General features: G+C 34.0%; 13 protein-coding genes. All 13 read left to right on the top strand.

The window, feature by feature from the left end; translation table 11 throughout:
- Positions 1 to 10 precede the first annotated feature (10 nt).
- The 13 genes from JM658_RS12085 (at position 11) to JM658_RS12025 (ending at position 18,209) form a co-directional block, all read left to right on the top strand.
- Positions 11 to 1,051: an HAD family hydrolase gene (locus JM658_RS12085; protein ID WP_236959528.1), complete on the top strand. Its 1,041-nt coding sequence runs from the start codon at positions 11 to 13 to the stop codon at positions 1,049 to 1,051.
- A gap of 30 nt (positions 1,052 to 1,081) precedes the next feature.
- On the top strand, positions 1,082 to 2,047 hold the full coding sequence (locus JM658_RS12080) for an AAA family ATPase (protein WP_236959527.1): 966 nt from the start codon (positions 1,082 to 1,084) through the stop codon (positions 2,045 to 2,047).
- 32 nt (positions 2,048 to 2,079) lie between these two features.
- The gene (locus JM658_RS12075; protein ID WP_236959526.1) at positions 2,080 to 3,021 is read left to right on the top strand and encodes a DUF58 domain-containing protein; all 942 of its coding nucleotides are present in this window, start codon (positions 2,080 to 2,082) and stop codon (positions 3,019 to 3,021) included.
- Positions 3,018 to 3,506: a DUF4381 domain-containing protein gene (locus JM658_RS12070; RefSeq protein ID WP_236959525.1), complete on the top strand. Its 489-nt coding sequence runs from the start codon at positions 3,018 to 3,020 to the stop codon at positions 3,504 to 3,506. Before JM658_RS12075 ends, JM658_RS12070 begins: the two co-directional genes overlap by 4 nt.
- A complete protein-coding gene (locus tag JM658_RS12065; RefSeq protein WP_236959524.1) occupies positions 3,499 to 4,506 on the top strand; it encodes a VWA domain-containing protein in 1,008 nt (335 codons plus the stop codon). The genes JM658_RS12070 and JM658_RS12065 overlap by 8 nt, the downstream gene beginning before the upstream one ends.
- Positions 4,499 to 6,223: a VWA domain-containing protein gene (locus JM658_RS12060; RefSeq protein WP_236959523.1), complete on the top strand. Its 1,725-nt coding sequence runs from the start codon at positions 4,499 to 4,501 to the stop codon at positions 6,221 to 6,223. Before JM658_RS12065 ends, JM658_RS12060 begins: the two co-directional genes overlap by 8 nt.
- A complete protein-coding gene (locus tag JM658_RS12055) occupies positions 6,207 to 7,514 on the top strand; it encodes a BatD family protein (RefSeq protein ID WP_236959522.1) in 1,308 nt (435 codons plus the stop codon). The genes JM658_RS12060 and JM658_RS12055 overlap by 17 nt, the downstream gene beginning before the upstream one ends.
- Positions 7,515 to 8,275: 761 nt before the next feature.
- Positions 8,276 to 8,629 (top strand): hypothetical protein, encoded by a 354-nt coding sequence (locus tag JM658_RS12050; protein ID WP_236959521.1) that lies wholly within the window; start codon positions 8,276 to 8,278, stop codon positions 8,627 to 8,629.
- Entirely contained in the window at positions 8,626 to 9,930 is a 1,305-nt protein-coding gene (locus tag JM658_RS12045) for a hypothetical protein (protein WP_236959520.1), read from the top strand. The genes JM658_RS12050 and JM658_RS12045 overlap by 4 nt, the downstream gene beginning before the upstream one ends.
- Positions 9,931 to 10,666: 736 nt before the next feature.
- A complete protein-coding gene (locus JM658_RS12040; protein WP_236959519.1) occupies positions 10,667 to 11,146 on the top strand; it encodes an OmpH family outer membrane protein in 480 nt (159 codons plus the stop codon).
- The gene (locus JM658_RS12035) at positions 11,136 to 11,768 is read left to right on the top strand and encodes a hypothetical protein (RefSeq protein ID WP_236959518.1); all 633 of its coding nucleotides are present in this window, start codon (positions 11,136 to 11,138) and stop codon (positions 11,766 to 11,768) included. The genes JM658_RS12040 and JM658_RS12035 overlap by 11 nt, the downstream gene beginning before the upstream one ends.
- Complete coding sequence (locus tag JM658_RS12030; RefSeq protein WP_236959517.1) at positions 11,765 to 17,497, top strand: hypothetical protein; 5,733 nt, start codon at positions 11,765 to 11,767, stop codon at positions 17,495 to 17,497. The genes JM658_RS12035 and JM658_RS12030 overlap by 4 nt, the downstream gene beginning before the upstream one ends.
- A gap of 40 nt (positions 17,498 to 17,537) precedes the next feature.
- The gene (locus tag JM658_RS12025) at positions 17,538 to 18,209 is read left to right on the top strand and encodes a hypothetical protein (protein ID WP_236959516.1); all 672 of its coding nucleotides are present in this window, start codon (positions 17,538 to 17,540) and stop codon (positions 18,207 to 18,209) included.
- The last annotated feature ends 52 nt before the right edge of the window (positions 18,210 to 18,261 follow it).

Genomic DNA, 18,261 nt, shown 5'->3' with positions numbered 1-18,261 from the left:
AAGAAGAGATATGAAAAAAATAAGTTTTACATTTTTAGCAGCAGCATTAATGCTTAATGTTGGTTGTAAAGAAGGCGCTCCTGCGTCTGAAAAAAGTTCAATAGTTGAAGAGGTGGAAACTGCTAGTGTTAGCAATGACAACTCATTAGATGCTTGGGCAGACGCTCCTAAGAAAAGAATTGTAGATTGGGTAGCGGCGGTTACAGATGAATCTTCAGCAGATTTTATTCCAGTTGAAGATAGAATTGCTGTTTTTGATAATGATGGTACGCTATGGACAGAGCAACCTATTCCTAATCAGTTACAATACACTATTGATTATTTAAAAGCTGAATATCCAAATAAACCTGAATGGCAAAAAGATCCTATTTTAAGTGCTGCCGTTAAAGGAGATTACAAGCCTCTTAAAGAGAAGGGAGTAGCTGGTCTAGTAGACTTAATGAATAAAACTCACAATGCACGTACTGAAGATGAGTTTAATAGTTCTGTTAGAAAATGGATAGATACTACTAGAAGCAAACGCTTTGATAAACCATTTACGGAGATGATTTATTCGCCTATGGTACAGTTATTGAAGTACCTTAGAACTCATGATTTCAAAACATTTATAGTAAGTGGAGGTGGTGCAGATTTTATGCGTGTATGGACTGAAGAAATATACGGAATTCCACCTTACCAAGTGATTGGGAGTTATGGAGAATTAAAATATGAAATCGTAGATGGTGTACCAACAGTTTCTAAGGAAATGGGACCTTTCTTTAATGATGATAAAACGAAGAAACCAGAAGCGATTCATAGATTTATAGGTAAAAAGCCTGTTTTGTGTGGAGGAAATAGTGATGGAGATCAAGCAATGATGCAATACACAAGTAGCTCTAAATACAGATCTTTATGTATTTTATTACATCATACAGATGCAGAGCGTGAGTTTGCATATGATACCAAAACAGTAAGTGGACATTTAGAATCTGCATTAGTAGAAGCCAAAGAGAAGAATTGGATGATTGTAGATATGAAAAATGACTTCAAACAAGTATTTAGTTTTCAATAAGAACAATATATTAATTGTAAATAATATAGTATGACACCACACGAGTCTATAACTGCCCTGAAAGAAAGAATGGGAAGCGCCATTATAGGGCAAGATACATTAATAGAACGAATTATATTAGTACTTCTTGCAGATGGTAATATGCTGTTAGAAGGATTACCTGGATTGGCAAAAACAAGGGCAATTAAGACCTTAGCTAAGGAGTTAAATTGCGGATTAAGTCGTATTCAGTTCACAGCAGATTTATTACCTTCTGATATTACAGGAACCGAAATTTATCAACCAGAATTAGAGGATAAATTTGTGTTTCAACCAGGACCTATTTTTAGTAACTTAATCTTAGCGGATGAGATCAATAGAGCTCCTGCAAAAGCTCAAGGTGCCTTGTTAGAGGCGATGGAAGAACGACAAGTATCTGTCGCTGGAAAAACCTATACTATGGAACCTCTTTTTATGGTAATGGCAACTCAGAATCCTGTTGAGCAAGAAGGAACATATCCGTTACCAGAGGCTCAAATGGACCGTTTTATAATGCATGTTATTATTGATTATCCTGATGATGCTTCCGAATTAGCAATTCTTCGTCTTAATAGAGAGGAGCAGAAAAAGACTAAAGAGAAACCGCACGAGCTCTTAGAACCTCAAGTTATTTTTGATGCACGAAAAGAAATCGCTAAAGTGACAATCTCTGAGGCTATGGAGAAGTATATTGTTGACATTATATCAGGTACACGTTACCCGTCAAAATATAGCGAACAATTAGCTTCTTGGATAGATTATGGAGCTAGTCCAAGGGGATCTATTGCTATTGATAGAGCTTGTAGGGTACACGCTTGGATGAAAGGAAATGATTTTGTAGCTCCAGATGATATTCGTGCTGTGGTTCACGATTGTCTACGTCACCGATTAATATTGAGTTATGAAGCCAATGCAGAGGGCGTTAGTGCTGATGATGTAATTGGAGAATTATTAAAACAAGTGGCTGTAGTTGCTTAATATAGGTTACTACAATCTTATGATGTGTTCGTATGGCAAAAAATAAAGAATATCCTCAAGACGTTTTTACTTCTTTATCCGAGTTAATGAAAAAAGAACACTCGGCTAGAAACCTTAATTTCTTATCTAGAAAACATAAGGTGAATAGTTCATTGTCGGGAAAACATGCTTCAAAACTTCGTGGACGTGGATTAGAGTTCGAAGAGGTACGTAATTATGTAAATGGTGATGATATTCGAAATATCGATTGGAAAGTTACTGCTAGAACTCAAAAGACACACACACGCGTATACACTGAAGAAAAGGAGAAGCCGATACTTATTGTTGTCGATCAATCTAAATCTATGTTTTTTGGTTCTAAAGTGCGCACTAAATCTGTAGTTGCAGCTGAATTGGCAGCAGTAGCAGCTTTTAGAGTCTTAAAAGAAGGAGATAGAGTAGGAGGGATTGTTTTTGCTGATGATGGCTATGATGTTGTGAAACCAAAGCGTAGTAGAAAGAATGTATTGAATCTTTTAGAAAAAGTTGTACAGCGAAATCACGAGTTAAAAACATCAAAACCTATTGAGTTTGATAGTGCTTTAAAAGATGTTATTCAGCGTATCAACAATATAGTAACGCATGATTTTTTAGTAGTGATTATTAGTGACTTTTTAAGGTATTCCCCAAGGTTGATAAAATCTATTGCTGCAATATCCCAACATAACGATTTGGTGTTGGCAAAAGTTTCAGATCCTATGGAAAACATTATTCCGAAGCAAAAATTTGTAGCTGGTAATACAACACATCAGATTGTAATAGATGGAAAAAATAAAGCAACTAGAGAGGCTTTTAAAGAAGGTTTTGATACCAACTATTACAATTTCCAAGATGAAATGAAAAAGTATAGAGTACCTGTTTTTATGGTCGATACGGTACAACCTTTAGACGATCAATTAAGAGAAGTATTAGGAAAATTAAGCGCAGTTAAATGATAGGTGTTCAACAAATAACCGATACTATACAAAAGGATTCTATTCCTGATGAGTTAAAATCGTTGCAGCTAGAAAAGCTATATGAGCCAGATCCTATACCGTTTACTTTCGAAACTGTAGGATGGAAAATATTAGCAGTAATAGTTGTTCTTGTGTTATGCATATCGGCTTACTTCATGATAAGAAATTATAGACGAAATGCATATCGTAGAGAAGCTTTAAATAAATTAAAAGTAGTTAATTCTATAGGAGAGACATTAGCAATATTAAAGATAGTTGCTATTAAAACTTTCGGTCGTGATGAGGTAGGAAGTTTATATGGAAAATCGTGGTTAGAGTTTTTAGATAGAACCGGAAAAGGAGTAGCATTTCTTTCCTTAGAAAAAGATATTGAAGCGACAGTATATAAAAGTGATATGGCAAGTGATAAGCAAAAAGCTGCTATTTTGTTAAACTCAAAAAAATGGATAAAAACACATGCCTGATAATTTTGAAATAGCGAACCTGTGGGTATTTTTCTTGATTCCATTGCCTTTTTTGGTATATGTACTCTTCCCATCAGTGCGAATAAAAAGTGCATCTTTATTTTATCCTGTATTTGATTATGCGGTAGAATATACCAATCAAAAACCAAAGAAAGCAGCTTTAGTAAAACGTAGAAATCTATTCGTATGGATTTGTATGTTTTTATGTTGGATATTAATTCTTGGAGCATTGTCTTCGCCTCAGTTGGTAGGAAAACCAGAAATGAAAGTTAAAACATCTAGAAACTTTTTAATTGCAGCCGATATTTCTTTTAGTATGGCGCAAAAAGATTGGGAAATAGATGGTAAGAAAGTTCGTAGATGGGATGCCGTTAAAGATGTAATGCACGACTTTATTAAGAAAAGAGAAGGAGATCGAATGGGATTAATCTTCTTCGGTTCTAGTTCATATATCCAAGCGCCTTTTACGCCAGATTTAGAAGTGGTAGATCAAATGCTAGAAGAAGCCGACGTTGGTATGGCTGGGCAAATGACACATATTGGAAAAGCCATTACTAAAGGTGTAGGAATGTTTGAAAAAGACACTATAAAGACGAAAGTAATGTTATTGCTTACGGACGGTGTGGATGCTGGAACAGATATTTTACCACTTGATGCTGCTGATATTGCACAAAAAGATACAGTAAGGATTTATACAGTAGGAATTGGAGATCCAGGTGGAGCAGGAAATGATTTAGATGAAAGAACCCTTGAAGATATTGCTGATCTTACAGACGGACAATATTTTAGAGCAAAAGATAAAGAAAGATTAGAGCAAATTTATGCTGAACTAGATAAATTGGAGCCTATAGAATATGAAGAAGAGGAAAACAAACCTGTAACTCTTCTTTACTATTATCCATTGGGTGCAGCAATTGGAATTATACTATTAATGATGTTCTTTTTAACCTTAATAAAGTTATTTAAACGCATCAATCAAAAGGAGGAAAGCCATGTATAAAGATTTATTTCCTATAAATTGGAGTGATTTTCACTTTTTAAGACCGCAATTTCTGTGGTTATTGGTGGCTGTATTGGTTTTGGTAATTATTAGTTTAATAGCTATGCGCCAAGAAATGAAATGGAAGAAAATCATAGCTCCACATTTACGTAAGTATGTTATTTCTAAAGGAAGTAACACAGCTAAATTCTGGATGCATATGCTTTTACTTTTTACAATGGCTTTTGGGATTCTAGCATTAGCTGGGCCTACATGGAAAAAAGTAGAAGTGCCAGGTCAGAAGTTAGAAACACCAATGGTTGTGTTATTGGATTTGTCACAAAGTATGATGGCAGAAGATATCCAGCCCAATAGATTGGAACGTGCTAAATTTAAAATTCAAGATCTTATAAAATATAATCCAAGAGCGAGAATGGCTCTTGTAGGTTTTGCTGGGACTGCACACACGATAGTTCCATTAACTAAAGATTATGAGATTGTAAAAAGCCATGTGGAAGGTTTAAAACCATCAACCATGCCTTTTCCTGGATCCGATTTAAATGCGGCATTAGTTCTTGGAGATTCATTAACGCAAGTCACAAAAGCACCTGGTACAATTGTATTATTTTCAGATGATTTTTCAGAAAAAGAAAGAATGATTCTGAACAATTTTGTCAGAGAGTCAAAAAATAAAGTTATCATTTTACCTATGAATACTGTTGGAGGGTCTGAGATTCCTTCACCAAATAGTAGGTATAATATAAAAGATAGTAAAGGGGAACCAGTAAGATCGTTTTTAGATGCTAATATAATGGCAAGCTTACAGGCTATTGAAGGGATTGATGTGCAAACACTTACTTTAGATGATAGTGATGTGGAGTTAATAGCTAAAAGAATCAGTAAGAACTTAGTTTTTAATGAAAAGCCTGAAGAAAAGGAAGACGATTGGAGAGACGCTGGTTTGTTGCTAGTTGTTCCTATGGCATTTTGTATGCTGTTGTGGTATCGTAAAGGATGGGTGCTTTATGGATTGGTTTTTGTCCTTTTAACATCTTGTAATAGTGAGACTAGTTTTCAAGATTTATGGTATACAGAAGATTATCAAGGGCAACGATTATCAGATGCTGGAGATTATAAAGCAGCTGCAGAAGCCTATAAAGATCCATTAAGAAAAGGAGTAGCTTATTTTAAAGATGAAGATTATGAATCGGCAATAACAGCTTTTTCTAAAGATACAACGGCTGTAGGTTCTTATAATTTAGGATTGGCATATTTTAAGAACGGAGATTATGCTGCTGCTCAATATGCATTTGGAATGGCTGCAGAAATGGATCCAACTATGGATGCTGCTGTAGCAAATAATAATATGCTTCAGAAAATGCTCCCTGGAACCGATAAGATGAGTGCAGAAAATGCAGAAGAATCCGCAGGAGAACAGAAAGCTAAGAATGAGAGGAATGAGGATATGGAAGACCTTAGTGGTGGTGGACAAGAAGCTACCAAAGAGGATATGAAGAAGAAGCGTAAAGAGGAAAATGTAGACACAGATATTCGTAAAGGAAAAGAGCTTGATGAAGTGCCCGATGATGTTAAAGCGAGTATGCAACAACAAAATAAAGATAAAGTTTTGATGCGTAAAGTTGATGATGATCCAACGCTGTTTTTACAACGAAAATTTAAATATCAAGTAAAGAAGTATAACATTAAACCTAAAAGTACAGATGAAACAGAATGGTAATGTTATATATGTAGTTTTAGCGCTGATGCTATGTTTGTTTGTTTCTTCTAGAGCAACATCACAAACGTTGTGGGGTGAGGTGAGCTTAAATAAATCGAGCGTTTATGTTGGCGAGCCAGTACAAGTAAGTGTTACGGTATATACATCAACTTGGTTTACAACGGGACTCGACCTTGGTAATATCAAAGTAAATGGCGCTTTTACAATATATTTTAGACCTGTAAGTAAATCGTTTTCTAGAAATGGGCAGAATTATGCTGGAGTACAACTTATTTATCATGTATTTCCCTTTAGTGAAGATGATGTTACTTTCCCAGCTCTTGAAATTGAAGTAGAAACACCTGCTCCAGGAGGATATAAAGGAGTAAAACGTATCGTAAAAACAAAGGAGAAAGTTATAAAAGTTAAGCCAACACCGCCAAGTTTTAAAGGCGACGAATGGTTAGTGGCTTCAAGCTTAACAGCTAGCGAGCGTTGGTCTGGAAATCGTAATAATGTAAAAGTAGGAGATGTATTAGTTCGTACTATAACAAGAAAAGTGGGGGGGACGGTTCCAGAGTTGATTCCGCCAACCGTTTGGGATACTGTTCCAAATGTGAGTATGTATCCTGGGAGAAGTACAATAGATAGTTATAAATCTAAAACCGCTATTAGCGCTCAACGTACAGAAACTATTCAGTATTTATTCGAGAAAGAAGGAGAAACGGTAATTCCAGACAAAGTATATACTTGGTATAATCCATATAGACAGAAGCTTTATAAAAAAACGATTAAAGGATTTAGTGTTAATGTAGCAGCAAATCCAGATTTGGGAATGCTAGAAAGTGTTCGTGATTCTCTAAAACTCCAAGAAGAGAAGATTGTTGCAGAAACTAAAGAAAAAGAGCCTTTAACAATTTTAGGACTTTCTGTGAAGGATTTTATCATTGCTGCCATCATTGTAATTGCGGTATTATTGATAGTAATTTATCTTCTTAGAAAATTAATTACGTACATAATAAAACGTAGAAAAGCATATAGGAATTCAGAGTTGTATTATTTCAACCAATTGAAGCGTACAGTTGGAAGCAGTAATAAAAATAAAATTATGGATAAACTGTATCGATGGATAGATGAGATAGATATAGAAGAACCAAGTGCTCACTATTTATTAATGAAGTACGATCTCAAAAGAGAGGTGGATATAAATAACATCGCATCTTCATTAAATGCACATAAATTGAAGAACATTAGAAAGAATTATTTGAATAGAAATACACAAGCGGTAGATACTAATTGGATTAATCCGTAGTTTTTTTTAAGTATTTCAATAAGAAGAGTATATATTATAAAAAAAGCTCAACTAACTTTATAAAGTTAGTTGAGCTTTTTTGTTGTGGAGTCGGGGAGATTTTTTTCAAGATCACCATTAGCCACTATTGCAAATAAAAATACCCATCATAAAAAAATGATGGGCACCTTAAATCTTTTAAAAATATCTAAACCAGCTTGCTATTTTTAATAGCTTTAATGTGCTAGATATTTTTGAGTGTTGTGGAGTCGGGGAGAACGACTAAAATTATATTTCCCCAGTGTCTATAGGGAACTGGAGACTTCGTATTTTAGTGGGTATCCATAAAAGTATCACTTTAACATTTTTAACATACATTTAAGGATTCTGTTGTGTTATAATTGGTTTTTCGGAGCAGATTCTTTAATTAGAATTTTGTTTGAAATACTGTTGCTTAATCTAGTATTTTAGGTTATAGAATGAAATTATGAGATAAATTAAAAAAGTAAGTATTATAAATAATATCCATAACTAAAGATATTACTAAATATAGTCTTAACGCTTCAAAGAATCAACGAAATATGTCGAAGACCTTATTCTCTTAACTTTCTATTCAACTTTATTTGATGAATTCAACAATACACTCTTATATCAGATAATAAATAATTTAAATGATTATTGAAGATCAACTTTAACGAAAAGGGGGTTTTTCCCCTTTATCTGTAAGTTCAATGATTCTTATATTGCCAATCCTAAATTATATGAACCAAGCTAAACTACTTATGTCTAAACTATATAGTTATAAAGACTTGCAGTTTCCTGTTGCCGATGAAACAGACGTTTATTTTAGCGTTGAATTAATATCGGATGGAAACATTATCTATACAGCTATCAATGTACCAGGAGATAACGATCAGCAAATTGAAGATGCCGGAACTGTCTTTATTGGGAAAGGAAAAGATCTAAGGTCAGAAACTACCTTTTGTTTTTCTCGTATTGTGAATTTAGTGCCAAAGGAAGAAGATATACGCATTCAGTATAAGTGTAATGATCAAATTTTAACAGAGCATTTTAATCCAAAGTCTGAAGAGAAGAGGCCATACGTAGTTTTATGTATAAAATTTCCTTTCTTATGAGGTTTTCCATTCTTTATGTCGTTGTATTTGCAAGTGTGGGACAGATTTTAATTGCACAAGAAAAATTAAATCAGGTACAATCTCCTACATTTCCAGCCTCAGAGATTATAGGTATGCAACCAGCCGCTATTTTGAGCCCGAAATCATATGAAGCATTAGAAACAGCATTATATTCTAATTTTTATGGGGAAGAAACATCTATTATCCCAAGTGATTTTGCATTGGAATTTATGCCGTACTGGGCTACAGATCATGGTATCTCTATTAATGAATATTTGTATCCTACTAATGTATGGGACCAACTTGTTAGAAATTCATCAATATCGGTGGCTTTAACCCAAAACTTTTTTTTAGGTGATAGTACAAAATCAAATGGATTAGGAATCGGATATCGTACAACATTTTATTTTTCTAATAATGCGGATCGTATGGAAATAAATGATGCCTTATCTGAAATCCGAAGGGATTTAGATATTAGTGCTTCTATTGGGGCACAATTATTACCAAACTTATCAGAGATCTCTTTTTTAAATTTTTGGGAAGCTAGTAAATCAATAATAAAAGCAAAAATAACTTCTAAAACTTCATTGAGTATAGAACAAATCAATGTTATTATGGAGGACATTTATGTGGATTCATCTAAATTAAGTTATATAGCTGAGGATATGGAGTTTTATCAAGAGTTTCTCAATATCGTAGAGAGTCAAATTAGTAATGAGAATCTATATATCGAATTTGAAGATTATATCAAGAATAGGTATGGTTTGTCTTTAGATATAGCATATGCTAATTTAATTAATTTTCCAAGAAATGAATTTAACCGTTCTTATGTGCCAAAACAAGCCATTTGGATATCACCTAATTATAGATTTAAAAATGAACTTGATTTTTTAAATATATCTGGTGTTTTAAGATATCAATGGTATAACACTGATTATTATTCTAAGTTTTTTCCTTTAGAAGAAGTATTTGAAAATAATTTTGATTACGGTCTTTCTGTTGGAGGAATATTTAAAAAGTTTTCAATTGATTTTGAAATGGTAGGAAGAAGCAGTCAAAAGGAAATAATGGCCGGTAATGATAATCAGGGTAACCATTTGTATAGAAAGGAGAGTGATTCTGATTTTCAATATATAGGATCTTTTAATTACTATCTTACTAAGCAGGTTGTACTATCCTATAGTCTGGGAAGTCGTTTTGAAGATATTACTATTGGAGAGACTTTAATTTCAATGCTTTCATTGAATTTTGGATTTGGCCCCTTAACAAAAGATAAATTAACTAAAGAAGATATTTATTAATGTACATTTATGTAAAATTAAATATAAATTTTATTATATATGGCTTTCATATAGAAAATAATTACATTACTGGTTTTAAGCATGTTATGGTATTATAATCTATAATTAATGATAATATTCTTAAAGTATTAACATATTATTAACATATGATATAAAACCTATTTGCGGTAAATTCACTTTTTTTGAAATTCCTAAATCAATATTAAACCATAAAACCTACAATTATGAAAATGCCAATTTTATACTTACACTTGAAATATTTCATTCTATTCCACTTCCTTAATAAAAATTAAAATAATATTCGATTTATAATCTAATATATCTCACATCAATCTATGACGTGCATTATATTGGGTTAAAACTCTTCGTGTATTTACGATAATTATTTATATAAATTATTAATAATTTAACTATTTATTTCTTTCATAATAATGTTTATATATATAGTATATGAAATTTTATGCAAGATTAATTTCTTTAAAAAGTAAGTAAAATATGCTTTTTATTACATTATATGAAATATTTATTAATCAGAGTCTATCGGATCATGGTTTTGAATGGGGTAGGAAGAAAGGCTTCGCAGGGGTTATGCTCTTTAGTGTTAGCCAAATAAAATGCACAACTTAACGGACAGTTTTTAATTAAATAATATTATAAGATGAGTTTTAATAAAAAAAATATATGGTTAATAGGGTATATGCTTTTTTCAGCATGCATATTAACAATTCTATTAACCATGCAGTTCTATCATGCAACACCAAAAATTGGTATTGTTCAATCAGATATAGTACTACAAAAGTACAGTGGCTTTGTCGAAGCCAGAGATATGTATGAAGCTAAAATTGAACAATACAAAGAGTCTTTCGAGATACAAAAAGAGTTATATGAATCCAAAAAAGCTGAATTGGATTTACTTTCTACTTCCCTTAAAGGAGATGCTCTAGTTAAAAAAGAGAAGGAAGTGGAAGGTATGAAAGTGACTTTATTAAAATTAGGTGCTCAGATTGAAGAGCATTCAAAAGATAGGGAAGCAGAAATCATTAATAGCGTGTATAATAAAGTTAATGACTTTATAACCCGTTATGGTCAAAATGAAGGCTATGATGTAATATTAGGAGCTACCGGGAATGGAAATGTCGTCTATTCATCTACTCCTGTTGATCTTACAGAGGATGTTATTGAAAAACTAAATAAAGAATATCGAAATGGGATTTAAAGCAAGGGCTATTATATTACTAATAGTATGTGGATTATGTATGTTTTCATGTGGGAGTTCTATTGAAAATGAGACTGAATTAGTTGCTTGGGTCAGCAATACTGATCACGGATATATAAAAAAGGCTAAAGGGAATGGTTTCACGCTTACAATGCAGTATTTACCACCGGAGTATTTGGCTTATATGGAAATGAAGAAAGATGGTGAGGATAAAACGATGTATGATAAATATCTAAAAGAGTTTAATCAATCAACATCTTTTTTATTCTCATTGAATCATGAAGACGGGCATACTTCTATGCTTACTTATGATGTGGATTCTTATTCGGGATATAATCAAAGAGTGAGACAGCTGAATTTCGATTTAAAAAGTGCATTGGAAATGCAATTAAATGATTCCTTAAAAGTATTACCAGTCTTGAGCAGTTTTGAAAACACTTATGAAATACAGGCTAAGAATACTTTGTATATCGTATTCCCAAAAAAAACGGATCAAGAAATCCAGAAGATGGATATTATATATCGAGATCCTTTTTTTGATACAGGAATAAGTCATTTTCTTTTTGATAAGGATAAGATCCAGTCCCTACCAACCATTAAATTTTCCAATCGAACATCATGAAAGTATTAAGGAAACATATCAATTTGATCGTCTATAGTTTTATGGCCGATATACTTTTAGGAATATTATTTCCCTCTATAGGCTCTCTTTATGCCTTGACTTCAGGGCCAAATTCTCCTGAGTTTTCAAGTTTTGAACCGGTAGCAACTACTAATCTGGTTGATCCATTTTCTGGAAGTTTTGCTTATAACTTACCTGTTATTCAAATTCCAGGGCCTGATGGTGGAGGTTATGCCATGTCGTTGTCATATCATAGTGGAACGACCTCTGAAGAAGATGCTTCCTGGGTTGGACATGGTTGGACTTTAAACCCTGGAGCAATCAATAAAAATGTTAGAGGAATTCCAGATGAGTACAATAACACTCCAATTGATTATTATAATAAAACAAGGCCGAACTGGACTATGAGCGGATCCGAGAAGTTAAACCTTGAAGTTTTTAGTCAGTCAAAAGAATCAACGCCAGAGAACCCGAAATATAATAGTCAAAGTCCTTTAGGGGTAGGGAAGCATGTGCGATTCAATAATTATATTGGTTTAAGTAGAACAAATACATTAAGATTGTCAAAGGGTTTTGGAAGTCTCTCTATGAATCGCTCTGCTACAGGAATTACATTTAGTGCTGCAATTAATCCATTCGCTTTTTTTGATAAAGTAGATTTAGCACAGGAAGAGAAGAAGGATAAGAATTTTATTAGGCTTAATAAGAAGAATGAGGATGAAAATAGAGTTAAAAGAAGTTTAAAGTCATCGGCAAGAGCCACTGCCGCAAATTCGATATATAATTTACCTATGTATAGTGATCTGGGAAGACCTGTCAATCTTTCAAAGGTAAAAGGTTATAACTTTAATGTGAGCTTTGGAGCACAAACAAATCCATCTGTAGCACCAGTAGGAATAGAAGGTGGTTTGGAAGGTTCTTTTAGTGTGAACCGAACCAAAGCAAAGGAAACAATTTCTGCTTATGGGTATCTAAATACTCCTTCGGGAATTGGAAGTTATAGGAGTGATTATTTCACTGAAAAAGCCCAACCCTTTGATAGAAGAGATTATTTTATTGGAATTCCTTTTTCTACTCCTGATATGTATTCGCTAACAGGAGAGGGACTCTCCGGAGGCTTTAGAGCTTACCGACCCAGTTCAGGTTTTTATCATCCCGAAAGAATAGATGGTGATGAAAACAAAATAAGAACATATGGATTGGGAATAGAGTTTATGTTTGGTGGCAATTTAGGAATTGGGGTCAATCTTGCTTTTGGTAATAATACCTCTAAAATGCGAGATTGGAACCGTGATGGGAATACCAATAATGAAAGTTTTTCTTTTGATAGTGATGATACTTCTATGTATCGGTTTTTTGGTGATCTGGGAGGTGAAGTATTGTATGGAACCAATCAACTTTCCAAAGCCTTGTTAAAGGCAGAACCTAATTTCCCTGGTGTAACCAGTGTTTTTCCTAGTTTAAGTTCCTCAGAAATCCAAAATTTGGATAAAGAAAAAGTGACCACAAGCTCTTTTATTGAGAAAGAATCTGAAGGGTTTAATATCGTTAATGAAGCAGGTCTTTCTTATCACTATGATTTGGATACCCAAGTAAAAAATGCAACGAATATTTCAATTGATGTTAATGAAAATGATCAAATTGAGTCAAATTATTTGGCCTTTAAGAAACTTTATTTAAATGATCAATTTGATGTAGATGCTTGTCTTCATAATGTAGTATTAGGAGATATTAAAAAAGAGCCTTATACCGTTACTTCGTTATTAAAATCAATAACGACTTCAGATTATATTGATGTAGGTAATAATGGACCGGACGCTATGGATTTTGGGGGTTGGACTTCTTTTGAATATTATAAAAAATATGGAAATAGTAATGATATGGGGAATTCCAATTGGTACCGATGGAGAATACCCTATAATGGATTATTGTATCAAAAAAACAGTATCTCAGATGTAAAAGATGATCTGGGCTATGTGAGTAGCGGTGAAAAAGAAGTATTCTACTTAAAAAAGGTTGAGACTAAAACACATATAGCTTATTTTGTGACCAATAAAAGCACACCGGAACGTTTTGATGTTACTTCTGGAGACCCGAAATATACCTTCTTAAACGGATCAAATGTTGATCGATTGGATGGACTGGCAGCAGGAAGTTTAACGACATCAGGGGATCCCAGTGCAGATGACCCGTCAGCTAAGGATGAATTATCAAAGCTAGAGTATTTAGAAAGAGTGGTGCTTTTTGCAAAGGATCAACCTGAGGCTCCTTTGCAGATTACAAATTTTCAATATGATTATACTTTGGTGGGCAATACGCCCAATAATTTAAACGGGAAATTTCCGGCTAATGCACAATTACCAAACTCCGGTAAATTAACACTTCGCAAAGTATGGTCGGAATTTGAAGGCGTATATAATGCAAGAATTAGTTCCTATAAATTCGATTACAGATATAAGGATAAAAATGATTTTCCCAATTATCTTATTGATGAGAACCCAGCACTTACAGATTTTTTTGATTTAAGTTCAACCTATTCAGTAAATGTACAAAACCCTAATTACGGTCCTTATCTGCTGGATGCCTGGGGATACAATCAGTTTGACGGAAAATCAAGACATTTAAATTTGAGATCATGGCCATATCAAGGAGATATAGCTGCTGGAGCTTATGATCCGGCCGCATGGCAATTAAAGCAAATCACATTGCCATCTGGTGGTCAGATACTCGTTCAGTATGAAAATAAAGATTACAATTATGTACAAGATAGGGATGTAATGGCTTTGGTTAAACTCAAAGATTTTGTTGATGGTTATGAATCGCCAAGGTATACACTTGATTTATCAGACATTGGTTATAATACATCGGAGGATGCGGTAGCAATTCAGAAGCTTTATGATAAACTCCGTGTTTATTTTCTAGGGGATACTGATGCTGATACCACGGAAGAAATAATTAAAAATAGAATTTATTTTAAGCTTTTATATGCTTTGGAAGGCAATTATTCTGGTATAGAAAATTGTAAGTCTGAATACATAAGTGGTTATGCTAAAGTAAAAGATATCTTCCTAGATACAGAAGCAGGAGAGATATCTATAGAATTGGACGGTGCATCTGACGGGAAAAATTTAGTGGGTGTTGGAATCTACGATGAACCTATTGAAGACGAGGGCTATAGATTAACTCCAAGACAAGCATGCTATGATTTTTATACCACACAACGATGGGGTAAATATACAGCTGGTTGTGAAAGTAAACTAGAGAGACAATATGAAGAAGATGTTTTAGAATTGGTGGAATGCGATAAGCCGTTAGTAGATAATGTTGGAGATGCGCTTAAAATTGGACAGTTTACACTTAATGGGATGACAACCGTTTCTGGTATGGTTGTGAATTCAAAGTTCCCCAAGAAGATGGAGGTTTGTAAAACATTAAATCCAGAATTATCCTATTTAAAAATTCCAATGAACAAGGCTAAACGTGGGGGAGGAATCCGTGTTAAACGTTTACTTATGTATGACAAAGGAATTGAGACGGGTGACGCTGCAATTTATGGGCAAAATTACAATTATGTATTGGAAGACGGTCGAAGTAGTGGGGTTGCTACCAATGAGCCTAATACTATGCGAGAGGAAAACCCTTTGGTTGGATTCTTACCAAAAAAGGATCAATCTTGGTTAAACCGTTTAATTGTGGGCAAGGATCGCGAACAGTCAGAAGGACCTATAGGAGAATCTTTATTACCGGCGCCTTCGGTATCTCACTCCAGAGTCGTAGTAGAAAACATACACACTGGGAAAACTGGATCAGGACATTCTATATATGAATATTACACCTGTAGGGACTATCCTTTTGATAAATTATATGATTATTCTCAAAATGGTACAGGTAGTGACTCAAAGTTTGACATAGGAGAGGCAGGACCTGTAAAAGGTGTTGAGTATTCTAATTTACAAGAGAATAGCTTTGATGATAAACTCAACATACCTTCACCGAATTTTCAATACAGTTTAGATAAGTCCTGGGCTTCACAGGGATTTCGGTTTATTCTTAATAATATGCATGGACAACCAAAATCAGTTCGAACCTATGGAGGAAGTTACCAAGAAGGATTGAGCAGCTATATTTCATCGGGTCAGGATTATTATTATTACGAACCTGGAGAAAAAATAAGATTGTTAAAAGAAGACGGAACAATAACATGGGATGTTCCCGGAAAAGAGATGGATGTTTCCATGGAGAAGTATCAAATTAAGAATCAAAATCTTGATTTTAATTTTGAAATAGATGTAAGTGTTGGTTTAATTTTTCCCCCACCTATTTTTGCATCCGGATGGTTAGGTTTTAGCTATAGTGATCAACGTCTTAACAAAATTGCGGTAAGTAAAGTAATCACCTATCCGGCAATTCAGAAAAAAATAGTTTCCTATAGCGATAATATAGCGTCCACCTCTGAAAACCTTGGATTTGATTATGCTACCGGCAGATCTGTACTGACCAAAACCTACGATGCCTATCACGGTATCCCATTATATAATTCTGAAGAAGTTCACAATGGATCTATCTATAGTTTAAACGTTCCGGCCCATTGGAACTACAATGCAATGGGTAGAAAATCAGAAAATATGGCCAACACCAATCAGTTATTGGCAAGTTCTGGAAATATCATAAGTTATGGCGAAGGAGCCAACTTTATCAATGCTGATGATACTTGGTCTATTAAAGAAAATAGAATTATTTCAGCAAATGCCACGACCTATAGTACACTTGCCAATGTGACGAAATGGATGGATGAAAATATCCATACCGTCTATGATTCCGGGACTTCTCAGGCCGAATTGCAAAATATATGGCGGGCACATCAAAGTTATGTATATAAAGACGACGTGTCGGAATCTTCTGATAGGAATACAGAGCAGGGGAAAATTTATGAAGGGGGAATTTTAAAATCTTTCGTTCCCTTTAACTACGGGCAGCAACAGCAGGAAGATAAATGGGTAGCATTGAACGAGGTCACTAAATACTCTCCCAATGGGAACCCGTTGGAAGAAAGGGATGTATTGGGTATATATAGTGCATCCAAATACGGATATGGTTTTACCCAACCGGTTATGGTGAGCAAAAATGCTCAATACAGTGAAATTTATTTTGAGCATTTTGAAGATAAGTATGACCCAGATTCGGGTTCACCTGATATTATATATGGAATAGCACATTCTGGAAATTACTCTAAAAAATTAAATAATAATGACAACCTGCTAAATAATGTGACCGCCAAAGAAACCTTATCGGAAAAAGGAGGGTGGTTAAAGTTCTGGATAAAATCTCAAGATGAACTGCAAGATGCTGTTTTGACCGTAAACGGGGACGAATACAGGCCTGAACGTGTGGCCATTACAGGCGAATGGTCTCTTTATAGGGTATTTGTGGCCCCAATTTCAATGGATATCGACCAAGCAGTAACTGCACAACTTAATTACGCAAGTTTGGGAGATATTTATATCGACGACATCAAATTTAACCCTAAGGAATCCCAATCGACTTGTTTTGTCTATGATGTCAAATCATTACGGTTATTAACCCTCTTTGACGATCAACATTTTGGATTGTACTATCAATACAATAATGAGGGACAATTAATTAGAAAATTAATTGAGACAGAACGTGGATTAAAAGTAATAACTGAAACACAATACAATACCCCAAAACAAAACCGTGAAAACTTATAGACTACTTAAATTGATAACGGTGCTGCTCATCTCAAGTGTTATGGCAGCACAATCGTATTCAAACAAGGAACAATGTGACAAAATTTTAAAGGATTACATACAGTCCATGGAAGAAACATGGAAATTAAGTAACCCCGATAAAGCTAGCTATATGAAATATAGTATAGAAACAAGCTATAATCCTAACCTTAAGATAGCAGCCAGTAGGTCACAGACTGAGGTAGCTAAAAAATCAGATCGATTTTATATCAAGAGTGAAGATATGCTTATTTCGGGAGATAAAGAGATGGTACTTGTGGTGATACCAAAGGATCACAGGATATACTGGAACAGTGCAGACCCAAAGATCTTTGAATCAGGAAATAATTATTTGCGGTTATTGGAAGTACAACGGAAAATATTAGAATCAGCCAAAGAAGTTCGTTGTACCTCAATGGAGAATAAAGTAGAAATTTCCATTATACCCAGTGAAGAAATGACTAAAACTACCAACTTAATAAAACAAGAGGTTGTATATGATTTCATAAAAAAAGCTGTCATAAAAGTAAGTAATCAATACAATCAAAAAAGCCAAATATTAACCCAAGAGGTTACTTATAATGAAGTTGATTTGGATTCATCCATAAAAGTTAATAGTCCAAGAGAAATAGTTTTCTCTAATGATAAACTACGTGAAAAATATAAAGGATTTCAGATAATTGATAATAGATAAGATATTATAGTTATGAAACACCCCATGATAAAATTTCCTTTAGCACAAATAA

Source organism: Joostella atrarenae, from assembly GCF_021764745.1.
Classification (GTDB): domain Bacteria; phylum Bacteroidota; class Bacteroidia; order Flavobacteriales; family Flavobacteriaceae; genus Galbibacter; species Galbibacter atrarenae.
The sequence above is the reverse complement of the archived record's forward strand: the minus strand, read 5'-3'. Positions and strand labels throughout refer to the sequence as shown.